The sequence below is a fragment of the Streptomyces anulatus genome (assembly GCF_000721175.1).
Lineage (GTDB): Bacteria > Actinomycetota > Actinomycetes > Streptomycetales > Streptomycetaceae > Streptomyces > Streptomyces anulatus_C.
This window is the reverse complement of record NZ_JOEZ01000034.1, coordinates 47,891-69,086: the sequence shown is the minus strand read 5'-3', so window position 1 is coordinate 69,086 and position 21,196 is coordinate 47,891. Positions and strand designations below refer to the sequence as shown.

General features: G+C 72.1%; 20 protein-coding genes, 2 pseudogenes and 1 riboswitch. Of the genes and pseudogenes, 8 read left to right on the top strand and 14 right to left on the bottom strand.

Going from position 1 to position 21,196, the window contains the following annotated elements:
• The first annotated feature begins 79 nt into the window (after positions 1 to 79).
• Together IG90_RS0131205 and IG90_RS0131200 are read left to right on the top strand one after the other, a co-directional pair.
• Positions 80 to 628: a GNAT family N-acetyltransferase gene (locus tag IG90_RS0131205; RefSeq protein ID WP_030592023.1), complete on the top strand. Its 549-nt coding sequence runs from the start codon at positions 80 to 82 to the stop codon at positions 626 to 628.
• Between the two features lie 222 nt (positions 629 to 850).
• A complete protein-coding gene (locus IG90_RS0131200) occupies positions 851 to 4,261 on the top strand; it encodes a S8 family peptidase (protein ID WP_245170732.1) in 3,411 nt (1,136 codons plus the stop codon).
• On the opposite strand, the gene IG90_RS0131195 is transcribed toward IG90_RS0131200, so the two are convergent.
• The 6 genes from IG90_RS0131195 to IG90_RS46245 form a co-directional block, all read right to left on the bottom strand.
• A complete protein-coding gene (locus IG90_RS0131195) occupies positions 4,185 to 4,790 on the bottom strand; it encodes a hypothetical protein (RefSeq protein WP_030592017.1) in 606 nt (201 codons plus the stop codon). The two genes, IG90_RS0131200 and IG90_RS0131195, sit on opposite strands and share 77 nt — an antisense overlap.
• Positions 4,787 to 6,310: a sensor histidine kinase gene (locus tag IG90_RS0131190; protein ID WP_030592014.1), complete on the bottom strand. Its 1,524-nt coding sequence runs from the start codon at positions 6,308 to 6,310 to the stop codon at positions 4,787 to 4,789. The genes IG90_RS0131195 and IG90_RS0131190 overlap by 4 nt, the downstream gene beginning before the upstream one ends.
• Complete coding sequence (locus IG90_RS0131185) at positions 6,307 to 6,990, bottom strand: response regulator transcription factor (RefSeq protein WP_030592011.1); 684 nt, start codon at positions 6,988 to 6,990, stop codon at positions 6,307 to 6,309. Before IG90_RS0131185 ends, IG90_RS0131190 begins: the two co-directional genes overlap by 4 nt.
• Positions 6,991 to 7,072: 82 nt before the next feature.
• Entirely contained in the window at positions 7,073 to 7,699 is a 627-nt protein-coding gene (locus tag IG90_RS0131180) for a class I SAM-dependent methyltransferase (protein WP_030592009.1), read from the bottom strand.
• 52 nt (positions 7,700 to 7,751) lie between these two features.
• Positions 7,752 to 7,943 (bottom strand): hypothetical protein, encoded by a 192-nt coding sequence (locus tag IG90_RS46950; RefSeq protein WP_324604317.1) that lies wholly within the window; start codon positions 7,941 to 7,943, stop codon positions 7,752 to 7,754.
• Positions 7,944 to 8,315: 372 nt separating this feature from the next.
• On the bottom strand, positions 8,316 to 9,152 hold the full coding sequence (locus IG90_RS46245; protein ID WP_233436133.1) for a helix-turn-helix domain-containing protein: 837 nt from the start codon (positions 9,150 to 9,152) through the stop codon (positions 8,316 to 8,318).
• A gap of 340 nt (positions 9,153 to 9,492) precedes the next feature.
• Here IG90_RS46245 and IG90_RS45325 point away from each other — a divergent pair, with 340 nt between their 5' ends.
• Together IG90_RS45325 and IG90_RS0131160 are read left to right on the top strand one after the other, a co-directional pair.
• Entirely contained in the window at positions 9,493 to 9,807 is a 315-nt protein-coding gene (locus IG90_RS45325) for a hypothetical protein (RefSeq protein WP_030592003.1), read from the top strand.
• A gap of 194 nt (positions 9,808 to 10,001) precedes the next feature.
• On the top strand, positions 10,002 to 10,547 hold the full coding sequence (locus IG90_RS0131160; protein WP_030592000.1) for an MOSC domain-containing protein: 546 nt from the start codon (positions 10,002 to 10,004) through the stop codon (positions 10,545 to 10,547).
• Between the two features lie 14 nt (positions 10,548 to 10,561).
• Here IG90_RS0131160 and IG90_RS0131155 read toward each other — a convergent pair.
• Positions 10,562 to 10,987, bottom strand: a pseudogene (locus tag IG90_RS0131155) (transposase family protein); the annotation flags it as partial.
• Positions 10,987 to 11,091, bottom strand: a pseudogene (locus tag IG90_RS44460) (FBP domain-containing protein); the annotation flags it as partial. The pseudogenes IG90_RS44460 and IG90_RS0131155, both read right to left, overlap by 1 nt.
• An 82-nt stretch (positions 11,092 to 11,173) precedes the next feature.
• On the opposite strand from IG90_RS44460, the gene IG90_RS0131145 reads away from it, so the two are divergent.
• On the top strand, positions 11,174 to 11,746 hold the full coding sequence (locus tag IG90_RS0131145) for a TetR/AcrR family transcriptional regulator (protein WP_030591993.1): 573 nt from the start codon (positions 11,174 to 11,176) through the stop codon (positions 11,744 to 11,746).
• A 42-nt stretch (positions 11,747 to 11,788) separates the two neighbouring features.
• Positions 11,789 to 12,973 (top strand): GDSL-type esterase/lipase family protein, encoded by a 1,185-nt coding sequence (locus IG90_RS0131140; RefSeq protein ID WP_030591990.1) that lies wholly within the window; start codon positions 11,789 to 11,791, stop codon positions 12,971 to 12,973.
• A gap of 65 nt (positions 12,974 to 13,038) precedes the next feature.
• On the opposite strand, the gene IG90_RS0131135 is transcribed toward IG90_RS0131140, so the two are convergent.
• Positions 13,039 to 13,617: a snapalysin family zinc-dependent metalloprotease gene (locus IG90_RS0131135; RefSeq protein WP_030591987.1), complete on the bottom strand. Its 579-nt coding sequence runs from the start codon at positions 13,615 to 13,617 to the stop codon at positions 13,039 to 13,041.
• Between the two features lie 253 nt (positions 13,618 to 13,870).
• On the opposite strand from IG90_RS0131135, the gene IG90_RS0131130 reads away from it, so the two are divergent.
• Entirely contained in the window at positions 13,871 to 14,779 is a 909-nt protein-coding gene (locus tag IG90_RS0131130; RefSeq protein ID WP_033894801.1) for an NAD-dependent protein deacetylase, read from the top strand.
• 22 nt (positions 14,780 to 14,801) lie between these two features.
• On the opposite strand, the gene IG90_RS0131125 is transcribed toward IG90_RS0131130, so the two are convergent.
• From IG90_RS0131125 to IG90_RS0131110, 4 genes are all read right to left on the bottom strand, one after another.
• A complete protein-coding gene (locus IG90_RS0131125; protein WP_233436132.1) occupies positions 14,802 to 16,535 on the bottom strand; it encodes a LamG domain-containing protein in 1,734 nt (577 codons plus the stop codon).
• Between the two features lie 250 nt (positions 16,536 to 16,785).
• Positions 16,786 to 17,808, bottom strand: a complete 1,023-nt coding sequence (locus IG90_RS0131120; RefSeq protein WP_030591978.1) for an ABC transporter substrate-binding protein — start codon at positions 17,806 to 17,808, stop codon at positions 16,786 to 16,788.
• Positions 17,809 to 17,823: 15 nt separating this feature from the next.
• Positions 17,824 to 18,606: an ABC transporter ATP-binding protein gene (locus IG90_RS0131115; protein WP_030591975.1), complete on the bottom strand. Its 783-nt coding sequence runs from the start codon at positions 18,604 to 18,606 to the stop codon at positions 17,824 to 17,826.
• Positions 18,606 to 19,715: a FecCD family ABC transporter permease gene (locus tag IG90_RS0131110; RefSeq protein ID WP_030591971.1), complete on the bottom strand. Its 1,110-nt coding sequence runs from the start codon at positions 19,713 to 19,715 to the stop codon at positions 18,606 to 18,608. Before IG90_RS0131110 ends, IG90_RS0131115 begins: the two co-directional genes overlap by 1 nt.
• 102 nt (positions 19,716 to 19,817) lie before the next feature.
• Positions 19,818 to 19,934: riboswitch (cobalamin riboswitch) on the bottom strand.
• A 163-nt stretch (positions 19,935 to 20,097) separates the two neighbouring features.
• Between IG90_RS0131110 and IG90_RS0131105 the strand changes: the two genes are divergently transcribed.
• Positions 20,098 to 20,424, top strand: a complete 327-nt coding sequence (locus IG90_RS0131105) for an antibiotic biosynthesis monooxygenase family protein (RefSeq protein ID WP_030591968.1) — start codon at positions 20,098 to 20,100, stop codon at positions 20,422 to 20,424.
• A 108-nt stretch (positions 20,425 to 20,532) separates the two neighbouring features.
• Here IG90_RS0131105 and IG90_RS0131100 read toward each other — a convergent pair whose 3' ends face one another.
• Positions 20,533 to 21,078 carry an AAA family ATPase gene (locus tag IG90_RS0131100; protein ID WP_030591965.1) on the bottom strand — a complete coding sequence of 182 codons (546 nt, stop codon included), beginning with the start codon at positions 21,076 to 21,078 and terminating at the stop codon, positions 20,533 to 20,535.
• Between the last annotated feature and the right edge of the window lie 118 nt (positions 21,079 to 21,196).

Here is a 21,196-nt window from a genome sequence, read left to right as displayed (position 1 = left end):
CCGTATCCGGTGGCGCCGCTCACCCCAGGATCACGATCTCGGGGGAACCGTGCGAAGCCGGCGCGATACGCTGCCCGGCATGGCTGAACTCGGTCTCGCCGCCTGGCCGCCCGCCCCGATCCGGACCGAACGGCTCGTGCTCCGCGCGTCCGAGGCCCGGGACCGTGCGGCGTTCGTCGAGCTGTTCGCATCGCCGCAGGTGGGCGCCTACCTCGGTGGCCCCCGGACACGTGATGATCTCGAGCGTTCGGTGCCCGACGTGCCCGGTCGGCGCCCCGGTCTCTTCGTGACGGAGCTCGACGGGGCGATGATCGGCATGGTCACGCTCGACCGGCGCGACGCGGACCGTCCGGGCCACATCCGTGCGGACGCCGGGGAGGTTGAGCTCGGCTACCTGTTCCTGCCCGACGCGTGGGGACGCGGGTACGCCGCCGAGGCGTGCGCCGCCGCACTCGGCTGGTTCGCCGGAGCGGTTCCCGGTGAGCCGGTGGTGCTCTGTACGCAGACCGCCAACGTCCGCGCGATGCGCCTCGCGGCGACGCTGGGGTTCATCGAGGTGGAGCGGTTCGAGGAGTTCGGCGCGGAGCAGTGGTTCGGCGCCCGGTCCTCGGTCACGCCGTCCGGTTGAGCAGTGCGTGAGCCGCACGGGCCGCTGCGCACGCGCTGCTCAACCGCGTCGTAGGCCCCTGCCGAGTAAGCCTGATCATGCCGAACGGCTGTTACACAACGATCATTGAGTGCGTTCGAGCGGCCTCTGCATACTTCAGAAATCCGGGGCGTGCACGTATCCGAACACGTCCCGAGCGGCCGGGCCTTCGCCCGCCCGATTCACTCCTGAGCAGGGACTATCTTGCGTAAACGATCAATGAAGGCCTACGCCGTCGCGGCGGCCGCCGTCGCCGTGACGATGGGCATGACCGGCCCGGCGTCGGGGAGGACCGGCGGCCCGGACACGGCGCCCCCGGTCACCGCCAAGGTTTTAGAAGCAGCCGGCGGGACCGTGCACACCATCACCCTGATCACCGGCGACCGGGTCCTCGTGGACGCCAAGGGCCGGGTCGGTGGGATTCAGCGGGTCCGGGGCCGTGAGGACATTCCCTTCTTCACCGAGATCCACGACGGCCGCACCCATGTGGTGCCGCGTGACGCACGGCAGTTGATAGCCGACGGCAGCCTGGACCGGCGGCTGTTCGACATCACCGCCCTCACCGAGCCGGAAAGTCTCAAGGCACACCGGGCCGGCCTCAAGGTGATCGTCGGCTACCGGGGGGCGGCGGCCGCGTCCGCCCGCGCCGAAGTGCGGTCCGCCGACGGCACCACCGTCCGCCGGACCCTGTCGGCCCTCGACGCCGACGCCGTCACCACTGCCGCCGCCACCGACGGCAAGGGCGCGCTGTGGGGCGCCCTGACGCGTCAGCGGCGCGACGGTTCGGCGGCCACCACGTCCGGCATCGCGCGGATCTGGCTGGACGGTGTGCGCAAGGCGTCGCTCGACCGCAGCACCGGCCGGATCGGCGCCCCGGCGGCCTGGGCCCGGTCGTTCGACGGCACCGGTGTGAAGATCGCCGTCGTGGACACGGGCATCGACGCAACCCATCCGGACCTGGCGGGCCGGGTGGCCGCGGAGCGCAACTTCAGCGCGTCCCCGGATGCCAAGGACCGTTCCGGGCACGGCACACATGTGGCGTCCACAGCGGCCGGCACCGGGGCGAAGGACGCCCGGTTCAAGGGCGTGGCCCCCGGAGCTCAGCTGATCAATGCCAAGGTGCTGGACGACCAGGGCGTCGGTGACGACTCCGGCATCATCGCGGGGGTCGACTGGGCGGTCGCCCAGGGCGCCGACGTCATCAGCATGAGCCTGGGCGGCCTCGACACCCCCGGCATCGACCCGATGGAAGCCCAGGTCAACAAGGTCTCCGCGGAGAAGGGCGTGCTGTTCACGATAGCCGCGGGCAACAACGGTCCCGGCCAGGGCACCGTCGCGTCGCCGGGCAGCGCCGAGGCGGCCCTGACCGTCGGTGCGGTCGACGACGACGACCGGATCGCCGACTTCTCCAGCGTCGGCCCCCGCACCGGTGACAAGGCCGTCAAGCCCGACATCACCGCTCCGGGCACGTCCATCACGGCGGCCGCCGCGGCGGGTGTCGAGGGGCAGGACCCGCCCGGTTACCAGAGCCTGAGCGGTACATCGATGGCGACTCCGCACGTCGCGGGCGCCGCAGCGATCCTCAAACAGAAGAACCCCACCTGGACGGGCGCACGGATCAAGGCCGCGCTGACGGGCTCGGCCGAGGGCGGCTCCCACTCGGTGTTCCAGCAGGGCGCGGGCCGGCTCGCCGTCGACAGGGCGATCGACCAGACGGTCGTCGCCGAGCCGGTGTCGGTCTCCCTGGGCACCCAGCAGTGGCCCCATGCCGACGACTCCCCCGTCACCGAGCAGGTGACGTACCGGAACGACGGCACCGCCGATGTGACGCTGGATCTGTCGCTGGCGGCGCCCACCGGCGCGGACGGTCAGCCTGCCCCCGCCGGGTTCTTCACCCTCGGAGCACAGCGGGTCACGGTCCCTGCGGGCGGCACCGCCGCCGTGGACCTGACGGCCGACACCCGCCTCGGTGGTACGGTCGACGGCTCCTACTCGGCCACCGTCGTCGCGTCCGGGGGCGGCCGGAACGTCCGCACGGCCGCAGCGGTGGAGCGCGAGGCGGAGTCGTACGAGGTCACCTTCAACACCACCGGACGGGACGGCGCGCCCAGCACCGGCTGGCAGGCCGATCTAAAGGGGCACGGCGGCTCCGCGTCGGGCCTGCGGTTCTTCCCGGACCTGTCGTCCGGTTCGGCCACGGTGCGGCTGCCGCGCGGCACCTACAACCTGTCGGCGGACATGCTGGTCGACCCCGCGGCCCCGGAGAAGGGCGCCGACCTGATCAACAACCCGCAGTTCTCTGTGACGGGCCCCACCACGGTCGCCCTCGACGCCCGGACCACGCGGCCGGTGTCGTTCAAGGTGCCGGACGCGACGGCCACGCCGACGCGCGCGGGGATGATGTACTCCCTGAACACGCCCGACACGGGCATCACTTTGTGGAGCGACTTCACGAGCTTCGACAACGTCCGTACCGCGTACCAGGGTCCCCGGGTGACCGACGGCTCCCTCTACCAGCAGTGGTCGGCGCACTGGAAGCAGGGCGCCACCGAGTACAACGCGCTCGCCGGCAGCCTGGTTCCGGAGCTGGCGACCGGCTACGGCAAGACCTATACGACCGAGAACATGGCCCTGGTGAAGGTGGGGATCGGGTCGTCCGTTCCCGGCCTCGACGGCATCGTCAAGGCGTACGGCGAACTGGCCTACGGAGGTGTCGACCCGGTCTTCTCGGTGCATTCCCTGGAGGAGACCCGGAAGGTGTATCTGTCCACGGACGACGGGGCGGTCTGGAACATCCTGGCGGGTGTGCTGGGCGAGAAGGGCCCGGCGGGCGACCGGCAGATCGATGCGGTCTACTCCCTCGACGGGACGCGGCGGTTCGAGCCGGGGACGACGCACACGGAGAACTTCCACGTCGGTGTGATGGGGCCGAAGATGAACGCGGGCGACGGGATCGTCCGCGACGGCGACGACATCTACGGCTCGCTGATGCTGGTCAGTGACGGGCCGGGCCATCCCGGCTTCGCCCGGTACGCGAGTGCGAGCACCACCATCCACCGCGACGGCGTGCTGTACGCGAAGGAGGACGCGGCCGTCGACGAGCGGTTCTTCGCGCTGCCGCCGGAGTCCGCGACGTACAAGGTGGCGACCACGGTCAACCGGAACCCTGCGGTTCACCGCGCCGGGACGCGGATCGACGCCTCGTGGACCTTCACCTCGGCCCGCACGCAAGCCCCTACGACGCTGCCGGTATCCACGGTGCGTTTCCTGCCGCGGCTCGCGCTGGACTCCACCGTTCCGGCGGGCGGCACGCAGACGTTCCCCGTCGTGGTGGAGGGCGCGGCGGCGGCGGGGACGGGTCTCACGACCCCGTCCGGGGCCCGGGTCGGGGGGGGCCGGGGCGGGGGGGACCCCGGCGGGGGGGGGGGAGGGGAGGGGGCCCCGCGGAAACGCTCTTCCGGGGGGGCCGCTGCCTCTGCGTGCGTTCCGGCGGGCCGCTGCCAATGTGTGCGGGTCGGCTGCTCCCTCCCGTCCGGGCTCAGCGTGCCGGTGCCGGGACCGGGCGAACGGGGCAGTCGGCCGGGGCGAGGCGCCCGTCCAGCCCGACCAGGCTGACGGCCACGGCCCCCCGCGCATGCGCCGCGTACGCGGCCGTGCAGACGAGCTGATCGCGGGCGGGGGCGGCCAGCCTCGTCACCCGCAGGCGCAGCCCGACCTCGACGGTTGAGCCGTCCACCACGACCCGGTCCGCGGCGTTCGCCGCGCGCGGCAGGGAGGGGGCGTTGCGCAGCCCGGCCCGTCGTTCGGCCTTGTCCGGTCCGGCGAGCAGGCCGTTGACGGCCGCGAGCGGCAAGGACTCGCTCGTCGTCCCCTCCTCCGCCGTGGGCGGCCCGTCGGCGCCCGCGCCTGCCCTCTGCCAGGGATCGTCGACGATCCGGGGCACCGGCAGCAGTTGGTCGTCGGGAGAGAAGAAGAACAACAGGACGCGTCCCTCACGCGGGGGAAGCAGATCGGCGACGACCGGCCGGCCCGCCTCGATCACTGCCGTCTCCTGGATGCCGCAACCGGCGAGCGGTCCCCCGGCGAGCACCAGGAGGGCAGTGAGCCCGCCCGCCGGGCGCCTGCGGAACGTCGGTTTCCTCATGCGGTGGCCTCCGTCCGGTCGCACCGGTCCGCCGGCTCGGCGTCGTGGGCGGGAGCCGCGCCGCCCGGCGTGCTGTTCCCGACCGCGGGCCCGTCGAAGGGCAGGCGCACCGTGAATCGCGCGCCGCCGCCGGGGGTGTTCTCCGCGTGGACCGTGCCGCCGTGCAGCCGTACGTTCTCCTCGGTGATCGCGAGTCCGAGGCCGCTGCCGGACGAGCGGGACCGTGCGGCGTCCGCCTTGTAGAAGCGGTCGAAGATGTGCGGCAGCGCGTCCGGGGCGATCCCGGGGCCGCTGTCGTGCACCTCGGTGATCAGCGCGCCTCCGTGTGCCGAGAGCCGTACGGTGACCGGTTCGGCGCCGTGGCGCAGGGCGTTGCCGACGAGGTTGGCGACGATGACGTCGAAGCGGCGCGGGTCGAGACGGATACGGAGGCCGTCGGGCAACTCCGCGCGGACCCGGCCCTGCCACTGCCTGCCGGACAGGGTGCGGCGCACGGCCTCGGCCGCGTCCACCTCGTCGGCGTTGAGCTCCACCGCGCGGGCGTCGAAGCGGGAGATCTCCATCAGGTCCTCCACCAGCACGGCCAGTTTGCCGGTCTCGGCGCTGATCAGGCGGACCGCTCGCGCGGTGTCCGGGTCGAGCGTCCCGGCGTCCTCGTCCAGCACGTCCGTGACCGCGAGCATCCCGGCGAGCGGGGTGCGCAGCTCGTGCGAGACGTCCGAGGCGAAGCGCCGGGCCCGCCCGCCGGCGTCCCGCAGCTCCTGTACGGAGTGTTCGAGGCGAGCGGCCGACTCGTTGAACGTCCTGGCCAGGTCGGCCATTTCGTCCCGGCCGTGTACGGGGATGCGGGTGTCGAGCTGCCCGCCGCCCATGGAGTGCGCGGCACGGCGCAGTTCGCGGACGGGGCGCAGCACGCTGCGGGCGGCGAGCAGGGCGGGCACGAGGGCCACGGCCAGCCCCGGCAGCGCGCCGTCGCGGGCGGCGGTCACCAGTGCGTCGATGTCCACCTCCTCGTTCGTCATGGGCATCACGGCGTAGAGGACGAGACCGCTGGGCACCGCGTCGCCGCCGGCGACGACCCGGGTCATCACCGGCATCCCGATCGTCAGGTAGGCACGCCCGTCCTTGACGACCCGTTGGAAGCTGCCGTGCGGCGAGGTGAGCGTGGTGCGGCGCAGTTGCGCGGTCAGCACCCCGGAGGCGGGCCGGTCACCCGAGGAGACGCGGAGCGAGCCGTATTCGGCGAAGACGATCCACGGATGGGGTTTGGAGCGGGCCGCGATGTCGTAGAGGTGCCACCGGAGGGATTCGGGGTCCAGGGGCAGGCTGGGGACGAACCGTTCGGCCTCCTCGCGGAAGGAGACGACGGCGGTGTCCTGCGCACGTTCGAGGACCGCGCTGCGGGCCTCCCGGTAGGTCAGTGCGGCGGTCGTGACGGCGCTGACGGCGGCCACCAGCAGGAACGCGAGGACGAGGCGGGTGCGCAGCCCGAACGCGGCGGTCGCCGCGGGCCCCCTCACAGCGGGCCGAAGCGGTAGCCGAAGCCTCGCAGGGTCTGGATGTATCGCGGGGTGCGGGTGGGGTCTTCGATCTTGATGCGCAGTCGGCGCACGCAGGCGTCCACCAGTCGGACGTCGCTGTGGTACGTGTGCTCCCAGACGGCCTCCAGGAGGTGCTGCCGGCTGAAGACCTGATGGGGCGTCGCGGACAGGTGCAGCAGCAGTTTCAGTTCGGAGGGCGCGAGGGCGACCGGCTCGCCCGACTTCAGGATGGTGTGGCCGGCGCGGTCGATGTCGAGTTCGCCGTGGTGTTCGACGGCGGGTCTCGCGTCGGCCGGTCTCTCCATGCGGCGCAGTACGGCACGTATACGCGCCTCGATGACTTCGGTACGGGCGGGCTTGACGATGTAGTCGTCCGCGCCCGCGTCCAGGCCGACGACGATGTCCAGGCCGTCGCCGAGCGCGGTCAGCATGATGATCGGCAGCTGGCTGGTCTCGCGTACGCGGAGGCAGACCTGGACGCCGTTCATGGCGGGCAGCATCAGGTCGAGCAGCAGGAGATCGGGGCGGAAGGTGCGCAGCGCCTCCAGGCCGGTCTCGCCGGTGGCGGTGGCGAGGACCTCGTGCCCGCGCCGGCGCAGCCCCAGCTCGACGCCCTCGCGTACGGAGTGGTCGTCTTCGACGAGGAGGACGCGTGGCATGGAGGTGGCTCCGGGGCGTGAGGAAGAGGCAGACGTGATGGAGGGGGCGGCGGGTGGGCCGCAGGCTTCATGTGGCGCGGGCTCATGCGGCGGGGCGGGAGTGCACACTCACGGCGTAGCCGCAGCCCTGCTGGTAGGCGTCGCCGCTCCAGGTCGCGTAACGCTGCCGCAGGATCAGTCCGGCACGGGTGCACCAGTCGTCGAACTCGGTGAGCGTCATGGGCGGTTCCGGCAGGGGCAGGTGTGCCGCGTCCAGTCCCATGCCCGTGACCAGCAGACCGCCGGGGCGCAGTGCTGCTGCCAGGTGCCCGACGACGGCCGGCCCGGTGCCGGGGGCCAGCAGGGGGATGACGTTCCCGGCGGCGAGCGCCAGGTCGAAGCCGGGTTCCAGACCGAGGGCGTCCAGTCGGGACAGGTCGCCGAGGAGCCACTCCTGGGTGGGCGCCTCGCGGCGTGCGACGTTGAGCATCGAGGTGTCGACATCCACGCCGGTGCAGTGGTGGCCCAGCTCGGCGAGCCGGATCGCGATCCGGCCGGTGCCGCAGCCGGCGTCGAGCACCCGCGCGGCGGGCTCCAGCAGCGTGTCGCAGAAGGCGGCCTCGCCGTGGATGTCGTGGCCCGATGCGGCGAGCCGGGCGAACCGCCGAGCGTATTCCTCCCCAGCCTTTCCACCGGTCAGTTCCGCCCAGCGGTCGCGTTGCCCAGTCATGTTCGTGTGCCTTCCGGTAGGACTCCCCCACGTTCGTGTGCGGAGGGCCGGGTCAGGCGGCCCAGCCGATGGAGGAGACGTTGCTGCAGCCGTCGTAGTCGGAGCCGAGGTCTTCGATGATCCGGTCCCAGATGGCTTCGAGCTCCTGGGTGTTGCCGTCGGGCCAGGCGTCGACAGCACTTTCCCGGACGCCGCGGACGTCGACGCTGCGGCTGGCCAGGTCGCGTCGGTACTTGCGCTCCACCGCGGTCTGGTCGACGGGGTTGATCTCGACGCGGGTGCCGCGGCCGTTGTTGTCGAGCCGGTGCTCGAGGTCGGTGGCGACGTTGCGTCGGCGCAGGTCCCGGTAGGCCGCGTCCAGGCGGGTGCGGTTGACGTGGTCGGGGGTGCGCTCCTCGGCGAGCCAGGCGATGAGGAGGCGGGGGAGACGTGGACGCCTGCGCGGACCATGGCCTCGTAGCCGGCGTCGGTGGTGGTGAGGTAGCGAAGGCGGGCGGCGAGGCCGCGCTCGGCGTCAAGGCGTCCTCGGCGATGGCATCCTCGCGGGCGGCCCCGAGCGTCTTGCGCAGGGCGTCGAGGAAGTTCTCCGTCGCACCGGACGTCCACGACCCGCGGATCACGGGCGCCTCGGTGAGGCCGTGGTCGGGCCCGGCGAGGCGTCGTTGAACAGGTGCACCACGTCCGGGATCGCCCGCTTGATCAGAGACTTGAGCGCGGCTTCCTCGTCGCCCCCGGAACGTTCGGCCTCCTCCTGGACGGCGCGGCTGATGAGCGCGGTCGTCTCGGCCTGCGCGCGGGCGGCCGACCGGGCTCGACGCTGCGGCCGGGTCGGGACCGGTGCCGGGGAGGGCGAGGCGGCTGCCGGGGCGGGGACGTTCGGGGCGCCTGGTACGAGCGGGGCCGCGGCCGGGGCGGGGACGGTTTCGGCCGGGGCGGTGGTGGCCTGGGCGGCGTTCGGGGCGGCGGCGGGCACGCAGAAGGCCCCGGCGTGCCGCGGGTGGCCGTCGGTGGACCGGAACGTGGTGGTCACCCCGCAGCGGACACAGGGGCCCGGCTCGCCCTCGACGGCGTGCCCGTCCGGGCCGCGCAGCGTGTCGTGACCGGCGAATGCGGGCACCGGCACCGTCGGTTCGGGGTCCGCGACAACAGCGGGCGTGGGGGTGGCCGTGGCAGCGGGCGCGGGGGTGGCCGTGGCAGCGGGCGCGGGGGCGGCCGGGTAGATCTCGACGAGGCCCTTCAGCAGGCGCAGGTACGGAAGGCGGGCGGGCGGCTGTGGGTCGGAGACCCCGGTCTCCCAGTTGGCGACGGTGGAGCGTCCGACACCGACCGCCGACGCGACCTGTGCTCGGGACAGTCCGGCCGCTTCACGCAGCCGCTGCCGCTCGGCAGGCGACGGGAGGGCCGCCGTCAGACGGGCCTCTTCGAGGAGCGCTTCCACACTGTTCTCCCTCACACCGTCACCGTACAAGAATTGGACGTCCATTGCGCAGGTGCTGGACGTACGTCGCACGTGGCGTCGCGGGACGACGAGAGCACGGAGATCGCTATGGTCTGATGTCCGGGCCTGGAGAATCACACCGCATTCATCATGGATCCGCGTGAGGGGGCGGACGGCGTGAGGGGATGGGCGTGGTGAATGTGCGGGGCATCACCCTCCGGACGCATCAGGCGGAGGCTGTCGGTGCGATCGTCGAGGCCCTATTCCTTTCCCGTGGACGGTTCACTGCTTTCCCGGGGCAGGCGCGGGCAGGTCCGGATGGCGACCGGCTCGGGCAAGATGATCATGGCTGCGGATGCTTCCGCGCGGCGGCCTGGTCGGCGTCCTGGTGCCGACTCTGGAGCTGTTCACGCAGACGGTCGGGGCTTGGCGGGCGGTGGGGCACGACGGCCTGGTGGTCGCGGTGTGCGGTCTCGGTTCCGACTCGCTGCTCGAAGCCCTCGGCGTCCGGTGCACGACGAAACCCACGCAGTTGGCGCCGTGGGCCGGCAACGGGCCGATGCTGGTGTTCGCGACGTACGCGAGCCTGTCGCCCCAGGGTCTGGAGAGCGATCAGCGCGACCGGGCGACGGAGGCGACGGGAAAGCCGCTGCGGCCCCGGGAGTGTTGAGCGGGCCATGGCCGCGCCGCGAGCCGCCTCGGAGGGTTTGCCGTACTGACGGCCCGGCCCGCGGCTCACAGGGGACGGCCGTGCTGAAGCACGCGCCGGCGTCGGCCCGCTCCCGGGGGCGCCCCCCGGTCGCCGGAGCCGAAGAAGCCCTTCGTACGATCGGGCACCCTGGACGACGACGGATGGAGCGCCCGATGGGCGGTCAGGTCACCGCAGTGAGCCGCAACGAGCAGTACTCGTTCAGCAAACCCAACCGCCCCTTCATCACCCTGCTCGCCGGGCTCGGCGTGGAAGGGGACGTGCATGCGGGGCAGACGATCCGTCACCAGTTCCGTATGACGTACGAACCGGACCTGCCCAACCTGCGCCAGGTCCATCTGATGCACGAGGAGCTCTTCGGCGAACTCGCGCTCAAGGGCTTCGACATGTCGGCGGGCCAGCTCGGCGAGAACATCACCACCAGAGGAGTGGATCTCCTCGGCCTGCCCACCGGCGCTCTGCTGCGCCTCGGCGAGGACGCGGTGGTGGAGGTGACGGGGCTGCGCAACCCCTGCGCGAAGATCAACGACTTCCGTGCGGGGCTGCTCGGCGAAGTCTTCGCCCTGGACCCCGGGTCGGGCGAGTTCACCTTCAAGTCGGGTGTCATGGCCGTGGTCCGCCGAGGCGGAACGGTCCGCGCCGGCGACACAGTCGGGATCGAGCTGCCGCCTCTCCCCCACCGGCCGCTGGAGCGCGTCTAAGGGCGTGCCGATCATTAACCTGTCGCTTTGATCTTGCTGCTGGGGTTGCTGCTTTGGGCGGCCACTCGGGCTTGGAGGGCTGTCAGGGCGGTCGGTGGGGTAGTGGCCGGCACGATGGTGGTGCCCTGAGCTTCAAGCAGTTTCCTGGTCTTGAGCAGGGTGCGGTGCATTGCGGTGCGGCTGCTGTTGAACAGAATGGCAAGAGGTTCCGCGGCCAGGTTGACGCGTAGGTGGAGCACGGTGGCCAGGACCTGGTCGGCGAAGGTGAGCCGGGGCGGGCGGCCGCGCCGGGTGTCTCCTGCCGGTGCCAGGGTGTGGATGAGGTGCTGCAACTGGTGCGGGGCCAGGCCGGTCAGTTCGGGGTCGGACAGGAGGGCTGGGCTCCACGGCGGTGTCGGTGGCCGGCCGTTGCGGGCTGCCGGGACGGCCGGGCTCGGCTGGGCTGGTCGGCCAGGTCGCGCGGGACGGAGAGACGCCTGGCCTCGCCCTTGAGGGTGCAGTTCACGAACGCGGTACGGATCTCCTGCTCGGTCAGCGGTTCCATACGACTCACATCAATTTGCCTAATGCTGTTAGGCAAATCTATATTTGCTTAGGAAATCGCAGAGAACTGTTCGGAGGGCGGTATGGCGCGAGCAGGACTGGACGCGGAGCGGGTCGTACGGGCGGGGGCCGAGCTGGCCGACGAGATCGGCTTCGAGCACGTGACCCCTTCGGAGCTGGCCCGGAAGCTGGGCATCAGGACCGCGAGTCTCTACTCGCACGTCAGGAACGCCCACGACCTGAAGACGAAGATCGCGCTGCTCGCCCTGGAGGAGCTCGCCGACCGGGCGTCGGCCGCTCTCGCCGGGCGGGCCGGCAAGGACGCGCTCAGTGCCTTCGCCAACGCCTACCGCGACTACGCCCTCCAGCACCCGGGGCGCTTCACCGCGGCCCGGTTCCGGCTCGACCCGGACACGGCGGCCGCGAGCGCGGGAGTCCGGCACTCCCTGATGACGCGGGCGATCCTGCGCGGCTACGCGCTGACCGAACTCCAGGAGACACACGCGGTGCGACTCCTGGGCAGCGTCTTCAGCGGCTACATGGAGCTGGAGACGGCCGGCGGGTTCAGCCACAGCTCCCCCGGCTCCGAGGAGAGCTGGGCCGAGATCCTCGACGCGCTCGACGCCCTGCTGCGCAACTGGCCCACCCGTTCCTGACCGCACACCTCCCAGCCCCTCGACGAACGAAGAGACCGAGACATGACCACCCGGCACGACTGGACGACGACTCCCATCACCCCCGGCATCCTGCGTGGCGCGCTCGACCTGGAGCACACCGAGCGCGGCGCGCTTCCGCACCGGTTGCCCGCGCGCGCACGCCTGCAGATTCCCGATGACCAACTGGCCATGGCCGAGTCGCAGCCCTCCGGGGTCCGGCTGGCGTTCCGCACCCGGGCCACCGCCGTCGAGCTGGACGTGGTGGCCACCAAGCGGGTCTACTCCGGAACACCGCCGCGCCCCGACGGTGTGTACGAGCTCCTCGTGGACGGCCACCTGGCGGCCCGGGCCAGCGCCCCGGACGGCGACACGCTCACCATCGATCTGGCCTCGATGACCACGGAGACCCGGCCCGGCCCCGTGGAAACGCTCCGGTTCACCGGCCTGCCGGACACCGAGAAGGACGTCGAGATCTGGCTGCCCCACGACGAGACCACGCGCCTGGTCGCCCTGCGCACCGACGCGCCCCTCCAGAGCCCCCGGCCGAGCGGTCGACCGGTCTGGCTGCACCACGGAAGCTCCATCAGCCACGGGTCCAACGCCACCACCCCGACCGGCACCTGGCCCGCCCTGGCCGCCGCCTTCGGCGAAGCGGAACTGATCAACCTGGGGTTCGGCGGCAGCGCACTGCTCGACCCCTTCACCGCCCGCGCCATGCGCGACACCCCCGCCGACCTGATCAGCGTCAAGATCGGCATCAACGTCGTCAACGCCGACCTGATGCGGCTGCGCGCGTTCGTCCCGGCCGTCCACGGCTTCCTCGACACCATCCGTGAAGGGCACCCCACCGCCCCGCTGCTGGTCGTCTCGCCGATCTGCTGCCCGATCCACGAGACCACGCCCGGCCCCAGCGCCCTGGACTACAGCGCGATGGGCGAAGGGCGACCGGGTTTCCTGGCCACCGGCGACCCCGCGGAGGTCGCCGCCGGGAAACTCACCCTCACCGTCATCCGGGACGAACTGGCCCGGCTCGTCGGACAACGTGCCGCCACCGACCCCCACCTGCACTACCTCGACGGCCTCGGCCTCTACGGCGGGAGCGACCACGCCGAACTCCCGTTGCCCGACGATCTGCACCCGGACCCCGCCGCGCACCGGCGCATCGCCGAACGCTTCGCCCGCCTCGCGTTCGGCGACGGCGGCCCCTTCAGCACGAGGAGCCGGTGACCCGGGGCGGCTGAGGACCGGGTTCAGAGCGAGGCCGGAGCCCCACACGTCCTCGATGCGACCGGTTACGAGGCGTCCACCAGAATGCGGCCGTCGGCCGGGCTGCGTGAGGCGAGGCCACCCGCGTAGGCGGATTCGACGCGGGCCTGCTCGACCGCGTTCGGGACGGCGTTGGTGCAGCTCGTACCGGCGCTGGAGCCCGACATCAGCTGGGAGCAGGGGCCCGGCTTGGTGTCCGGCAGGCCCAGGCTGTGGCCGAGCTCGTGGGCGGCGATACGGGTCTTGTCGTGGCCCTGGGTGACCGCCTGGCTGCCCAGCTCCACCCTGGCCTGGCCGCCGGGGCGGACCGGGCCGAGTGTGGCCTGCGGCCAGCCGCTGGTGGCCACGATCTGAATCTCGGCCCGGGTGCCGGGTGCGGCCTCGACGAGCTTGACGTTGTCGACGTTCGCGTTCCACGAGGCGACCCCTGCCGCGACCGCCGCCTCCCAGCCGCCGGCACGGCTGTCGTCGTACCGGAGCGTCACCACTGCTGCCGTGCTCTCCGCCACCGGGTCCGGCGCGGGAGCGGCCTGCGCCGCCGTAGCCGTCGCCAGGGTGATCGCCGCGGCGACACCGGCCGCCTTGAGCCATCTGGAATTCAGCATTGCTGTCCCTTCACTCATGGGGGGCTCGGCTCCGCGCGGAGCCGAGGGAGCGGGAGGAAGGTCACGCGAACCGAACCGCCGTGCCGCAATGGCTGGTTGCCGATCCTCCCGGGGCCGCAGAACCTATGCCGCACTCGCGGCTTGATCATGCCCCTGCCAAGATAATCCGGCCGGAAACGCACCCTGCCCGGATCTCCGGTCGGCGGCCGCGCGACGGCATCGGTGCCGGAGGCCACTTCCGTACCCTGGGGGCATGCGTATGCGACCCACCCTGAGCTGGACCTCCACCGAGGAGCCGCCGCCGGCCACCACGGACCTGAAGCCGGTCGCCGAGGTCCTGGGCGGTGGCGGTGTACTGGTCCTGAGCGGGGCGGGCATCTCGACGGAGTCGGGCATCCCCGACTACCGGGGCGAGGGCGGGAGCCTGAGCCGGCACACCCCGATGACCTACCAGGACTTCACCTCCGACGCCCAGGCCCGTCGCCGGTACTGGGCGCGCAGCCATCTCGGCTGGCGCACGTTCGGCCGGGCCCGGCCGAACGCCGGGCACCGGGCCGTGGCCGCGTTCGGGCGGCACGGTCTGCTGTCGGGTGTGATCACCCAGAACGTCGACGGTCTGCACCAGGCCGCCGGCAGCGAAGGCATCGTGGACCTCCACGGGCGCCTGGACCGGGTCGTCTGCCTTTCCTGCGGTGCTTTCAGCCCGCGCCGCGAACTCGCCCTGCGGCTGGAGGAGGCCAACGGGGGCTTCGCGCCGGTGGCCACCGCGATCAACCCGGACGGGGACGCCGATCTCACGGACGAGCAGGTCGGGGACTTCCGGGTGGTGCCCTGTGCCGTCTGCGGCGGCGTCCTCAAGCCGGATGTGGTGTTCTTCGGCGAGGCCGTGCCTCCGCAGCGGGTCGAGCACTGCCGCGAACTGGTCCGTGAGGCGACCGCGCTGCTCGTCCTGGGCTCCTCCCTGACGGTGATGTCGGGCCTCCGGTTCGTCCGTCAGGCCGCCGGGGCCGGAGCCCCGGTGCTGATCGTCAACCGGGACCCGACCCGGGGCGACCGGCACGCCCTCACCCGCGTCGCCGTTCCGCTGGGAGCGGCCCTCACCACCGTGGCCGACCGGCTGGGCGTTCCCGTCGACGACGAGGCGGCGGCCGGGCCCGGGTGAGGCGGTGGGGCGTCACCTGAGCTCAGATCCGGTCCAGCTCTTCGGCCGAGAGCACCCCCGCCCAGGCGCGTACCTCGTCGATGTCGCCCTTGAGGTAGTGGTCCCCCACCCCGTCGGCCGCGGAGTCCCGGCCGGCCTGGAGCAACCGCAACCCTTCCCAGGCGTCGTCCGCCGCGAAGGGCGCCCTGGCCGCCAGGGCGCCGCCGACGTGGAGCCGGGCTTCGCCTGCCTTCTCGTCGTACTGGAGAAGCAGGGACTGTGTTCCGCCCGTCGCCGGTGCGCTCAGCTCCGTCGTGTCCGCGCCCGCCGCGTCGGCGTGGGGCAGAATCGCCCGCCATGTACGGTCCGCCGCCCGGTAGCGGAGGGTGAAGGCGTCCGTGTGCAGGCCGGTCTGGGCGAGGACGGCCATGTCCCGCTCGGGGACCCCGTCGAGCCGGACCTTCACGGAGATGGCCCAGCTCCTGCTGGTGTCGAACGCCGGACTGCTTTCCAGATGGTCGCCGTCGCCGTCCAGCCTGATGCTGCCGATCCCGGCGATCGGGTCCTCGGTCGTGAGGTGTGCGTCGCCGTTGAGTACGAAGCTGCCTCGATGGTCCACCGCCGGGGTGAGCATCGGACCGCCGTAGGACTCGACGGTGTCCATCTGCCAGTGGGCGATGGCGCGCGGCTTGCGGCGGCCGAGCTCGGCGAGCTCGGCCGACAGGACGACGCGGTCCCACACCCTGACGTCCGCGAGGTTGCCCTGCCAGGTCCGCGTACGGTCGTGGTCGTCCCGCCGTCCCATCAGGAAGAACCACTGTGGGGTGTCCTCGGGCACTGCCGCGTTCCCGGTGGCCACCAGGTCGCCGTCCACGTAGATCCGGGCGACGCCTGCCACGGGGTCGTACACCCCGGCGAGATAGGCCCACTCGCCCACCCGGGGTGTTCCGCCGGTGACCCGGGTCCGGCCGTCCGCCGAGGGCAGATCGAAGCTCCAGACGGGCGTCCCGTCGGGGGCGATGCCGGTGCCGAGGGTGAAGTTCGGTGCGTCCGCGATGCCGGACTGGCTGAGGGCCGTCATCTCCCTGCCGGTGTCGTCGGGGAGCACCCACGCCCCGGCGGTGAAGGCGCGGGTGGTGTCCACGACGGGACCGCCCGTGTTCAGGTAGCTGTCCGGACCGCCGTCGAGGACCGCGGCGCCCGGAGCCGTTCCGTGAGGCCCGAATTCACCGAACCGCACACCTGCGCCGGCCATGCCCCGGTAGGGCCCCGCCCAGGCCTCGGCCCACGGGGAACGGTTGGGGTCGTCCAGCCTCCAGGCCGCTGCCGGCGGGGGCTGGGTCACGGTCGTGTAGTGGCAACGTCCCTGGTGGCCAGAGTCGCTCCACGGGCCGTCGCCGACGCCGTCCTCGGCGCGCACGGGCCACCGCACCGGGGTGTCGTCGGGGACGGTGTCCGGCACGGTCCACGCGTGGACGCTTCCGGTGGGCTGCGGCGCGGTGGCGGCGCGCGGCCGGTGCTCGGCGCCGTCCGCACCGGTCCGGACGGCCTCGAACCGGGCGGGGAGCTGATCGGCGCCCGCGTCGTTCAGCGTCGGCCGGTCGCGGACGGCGGCTGCCCGCGTGACATCGCAGTTGGCGTCCCCCGTGGTCAGCGCGTCGATCGCCGGCCGGGACGGCCGTGTGTTCCCGACGGCCGACGCCCCGGGCACCACGATGGCGGTGACCGACACGAGCGCGGTGACCAGGGTGGTACGCGCTAAGGATCTGACGTTCAAAGTCCCTCCCGGTGTGCGGTGCGAGCAGGCAGGAACCTGTCCGACGTGCACGCACCCCCGGCACCAGCTGCCCCGCCGGTGCGACCGGGACGGCCCCGAGGTGTCGGACCGGATCAGTGATCCGGCCCCTGCGGCACGTCGGCCCCCGCCGACGCCTTGTAAGGCCCCAGAGTAGAACGGGGGTACGACAGTGCGTGTTTGTGGACTCAGATGCCTTCGGCCATCGCCGGTACGTCAGGCCCCACCAGCCCTATCGGGCGAACGTCCGCAGGTCCCTGGCCAGTGAGCTGATGGCGGCGGGGTTGCGCGGGCTCTCGACCAGGTCAACGTAGTCGAGGACGACGATCCGGTCGTTCTTGATCGCCGATACGCCTGCGAGCGGCTTGTAGGACTTCAGGAACTTCCGCTTCTGGTCGGCGCCCGTGTCCCCGTAGTTGTTGATGACGATGACCTCGGGGTCGCGGTCGACCACCGTCTCCCAGCCGACCGTCGTCCAGCTGTCCTCGAGGTCCTTCATGATGTGGTCGCCGCCGGCTTTGGTGATGATGTCGTGCGGCCCGGCGTACGCGCCCGAGGTCAGCGGTTTGTCATTCCCGTCGTCGTACAGGAAGACACGGAGGCGGTCGCTGCCCTTCGCCGCCTTCGCCCGGGCGTCGGCGACCTCCTTCCTGAAGGCCGTGATCAGGGTGTCCGCCCGGTCCTCGACGTCGAAGATCTCTCCGAGGTTCCGGAGGTCCGTGTAGAGCGCTTCGAGCGGGGGCATGACCCCGCGGGCCTTGCCCTGCCCGTTGCGGCACGACTCGCTGAGCAGGTAGGAGTCCACGCCCACGCGCTTCAGTTCGGCGGGAGTGAACCCCTCCCCCTCGTTGAAGCCGTAGTTCCAGCCGGCGAAGACCAGGTCGGCACGTGCGTCGAGGACCAGTTCCTTGTTGATCCGCTCCTTGGAGAGCCACTTGGTCTTCCTGTAGCCGTCCTTCCAGGGGACGGACGTCATGTCGCCCTTGTCGTCGGGCATCACGTAGCCGGCCATGTGGTCCGCCAGACCGAGGGCGAACATGATCTCGGTGATGCCGACGTCGTTGGTGACGACGCGCTGCGGGGCCTTGTCGTAGCTCTTCTTCTCGCCGCAGTTCTCGACGGTCACCGGGTAGTGCCGGTCGCCTCGGCCGGCGTCGTCCTTCCCGTCGGCCTTTGATGTGACGTCCGCTCCGCAGCCGGTGAGGGCCAGAGCGGCTACGAGAGCGAGGGCTGCGGGACGCAACGGGTTCGGCATGGTGGTCGAGGCTCCTCAGGAGGTGGGGCGGGCAGGAGGAAGGTCGAAGAGCAGTTGGAGCGCGCCGGTCCCGGGGTGCGCGACGCGGTGCGCCCGTACGCCGAAGACGTCGGCCAGCAACTCGGTGGTCAGGACGGTGTGCGGGGCCCCGGAGGCGACGATCCGGCCGCTGTCGATGACGTGGACGAGGTCGCAGTGCAGGGCGGCGAGGTTCAGGTCGTGCAGGGCGGTGAGCACGGTCAGGCCGCTGCTCCGGACCAGGGCGAGGACTTCCAGCTGATGGGCGATGTCCAGGTGGTTGGTGGGCTCGTCGAGGACCAGGACCCGGGGCTGCTGGGCGAGGGCGCGGGCGATCAGGACGCGCTGCCTCTCGCCGCCGGAGAGGGTGAGGAAGCCGCGTTCGGCCAGGTGTCCTGCGCCGACCCCCTCCAGGGCGTCGGCGCAGAGGCGGCGGTCCTCGTCGGTCGTCCGGGCCACCGGCCCCTGATGCGGCAGACGTCCCATGGCGACGATCTCGGCCACGGTGAAGTCGAATTCCGCGACCGCGTCCTGCGGAAGCGCGGCCAGCCGGCGGGCGCTTTCCCGGGTGCTCAGGGCGTGGAGGTCCTCACCGCCGATCCTGACGGCGCCGGCCGAGGGGCGCAGGGCCCGGTAGACGCAGCGCAGCAGCGTGGACTTCCCGCTGCCGTTGGGACCGACCAGGCCGACGAGCTGCCCGTCGGCCGCGCCGACGGTGACCTGGTCCACCAGCCGTGCACCGGCGATATCGACGGTGAGCGCGTCGATGTCGATCCGCATCAGATGCCTCCGAAGGAGTAGGCGCGCCGGCGCATGAGGAGGATGAAGCAGGGAACGCCGATGACCGCGGTGAGCACGCCCACCGGCAGCTCGGCCGGTGCCAGCACCACGCGCGAGAGGATGTCCACCCAGATCAGCAGGACGGCTCCCGTGAGGGGCGCGACGGCCAGGAGCCTGCGGTGGTCCGCGCCGACCAGCATCCGAACGGCGTGCGGGACCATCAGGCCGACGAAGCCGATCGCTCCGCTCACCGCGACGACCGCCCCGGTGACGGCCGCGGAGACGAGGAAGAGCTCCTTGCGCAGCCTCCCGGGATCGACTCCGAGTGCGGCGGCGGTCTCATCCCCCATGGCGAGGGCGTTCAGCCGCCGGGCCGACCAGCCGAGGTGCGCGAGGCCGGCGAGCACCGCTCCTGCGGCGATCGGCACGGCAGCCCAGTTGGCCCCGCTGAGACTGCCGAGCAGCCACATCATCGCCGAGCGGGCCGCTTCCCCTCGCTCGGCCGCGAACACCATGAACGTGGTGACGGCCGAGAAGCCGTAGTACATCGCGGTCCCCGTCAGGATGAGCCGGAGCGGGGTCAGTCCGCGTTCGGTGCGGGCGACCGCGTACACGAGCACCATGGCGAGGAGTGCGGAGAGGAACGCCGCCGTGGACAGGGCCCAGATGCCGAGCGCTCCCAAGACCCCGAAGATGAGCACGGCGTTGGCGCCGACCGCCGCACCCGAGGAGATGCCGAGCACGAACGGATCGGCGAGCGCGTTGCGCACCATGGCCTGGACGGCGACGCCGATGGCCGACAGACCGGCCCCCACGACGGCGGCCAGCACGGCCCGCGACAGGCGCAGTTCCCACACGATGGTGTAGGCCGGGACCTCGTCGGGGCCGATGGCCCCGCCGGTCAGTCCGGCCCACAGGTAGCGCAGCACCTCCGCCCAGGAGAGTCCCGAGGCCCCGAGGCCCGCCCCGCAGACGAGCGAGACGGAAAGGGCCAGGCAGAGACTGGTCAGGAGGAGGGGCAGGGGTACGCGCCGCGGTGGCGCCGAACCGGTGCCGACGCGCGCCGGGCGCGAGGGTTCGGAGGATATGCGGTCGAGAGACGTGGCCACAGGCCGGTCGCTTTCGCCTCGGGCCGTACGTCTGCGCGAGGAGGAGCGGCCCCGGACGGCGGCCGCCCCGCGCAGCGCCTTTTCGCAGTCCACGGCGAATGGTCAGGAGCCTTCTCCCCCACGGGTGATCGGGCTCGCGGAACCTATGGTTCCGCCTACCGTTGCGGGTCAGCGCCGGATTTCGACCGGACTTCCCCCGCGGGGAATTCGCAGCTTAGCGCGTGGCGGTGCGGCCGGGGCGAGCCCTCGGTGTGCCGACGGCGGCCTCCGCGTCACGGTGGAACTGCCCGCGACGGCCCCGCCCACCGGCAGCTGGCGCATCGGAGTGTACGGGCGGGGCCGGGAGTGAGAGGGCTCGGACGTCGTACGGCAGGATGGTGCCATGAGCGTAGTCAAGATCAATGTGCTGACCGTCCCCCAGGAACAACGCGAGACGCTGGAGAAGCGCTTCGCCTCCCGCGCCCACGCCGTGGAGAACTCCGACGGATTCGAGTGGTTCGAGCTGCTCCGGCCCGTCGAGGGCACGGACGACTACCTCGTCTACACGCGCTGGCGTGACGAGGCCTCCTTCCAGGCGTGGATGGAGGGGCCGATGAAGGCGGCCCACCAGGGGGGCGACGCCGGCGGCGAGCGCCCCAAGCCCGCGGCCGGCGGGTCCACGGTGTGGTCCTTCGAGGTCGTGCAGCAGGCCGCGCCGACCGGCGCGTGAATGGGCGCGTAACCAGGCGCGCACCGGTGGGTCACCTGCCCGGGCCGACCGGTGACCGGCCGGGCGGGCCTGCCCGGCCGGTCTCTCCTTCGGCCGGGCTCCGGCACCTCAGCGGTCGACCGGCGGCAGCCGGGGCAGGCCGGTGTCGAGCATGACGCGGTCGACGGTCCCGTCCAGGACGCTGTCCGGGCCGATCACGGTCTCGACACCGTCGGGCAGTACATCGCGGGTGCGGTACCAGTCCCGCAGTTGCTCCGCGTTGACCTCGTCGGCGATCGGTTTGGTGGCGTGCCGGGCGACGGTCTCGGCGAACGGCACGTCCAGGTAGTACCCGTGGGTCGGGCCCCGGTGGTCGGCGCGCAGCCGGGTGAGCATGGCACCGTAGTGGTCGGCGTAGAGGATGCCTTCGACCACGACGTGGTAGCCGGCGTCCAGGGCGTAGCGGGCCGTCAGGTCGATCAGGCCGATGTTCGACGCCCCCGGCCGGTCGCGTTCGCGCAGCACGGTGCGGCGCAGGTTGTCCTGGCCGACCACGGCCAGTCCGCGGCCGAACCTGTCGCGGAGACCGGCCGCGATGCTCGACTTCCCCGATGCGCTGTTGCCGCGCAGGATGATCAGCCTGGTTTCCTCGGTGCCCACGTTCACGGCGGCCACGCTAGCCCCGCCGGTGCCGGCCCCGCGTCGAACGGCTTCCGGCTGGTCACTCCCAGGTCGCAGGCGGTCTCCTCCCGGCGGTTGATTCCCCGCGGCCCGCGCGGTTCTTAGGATCATT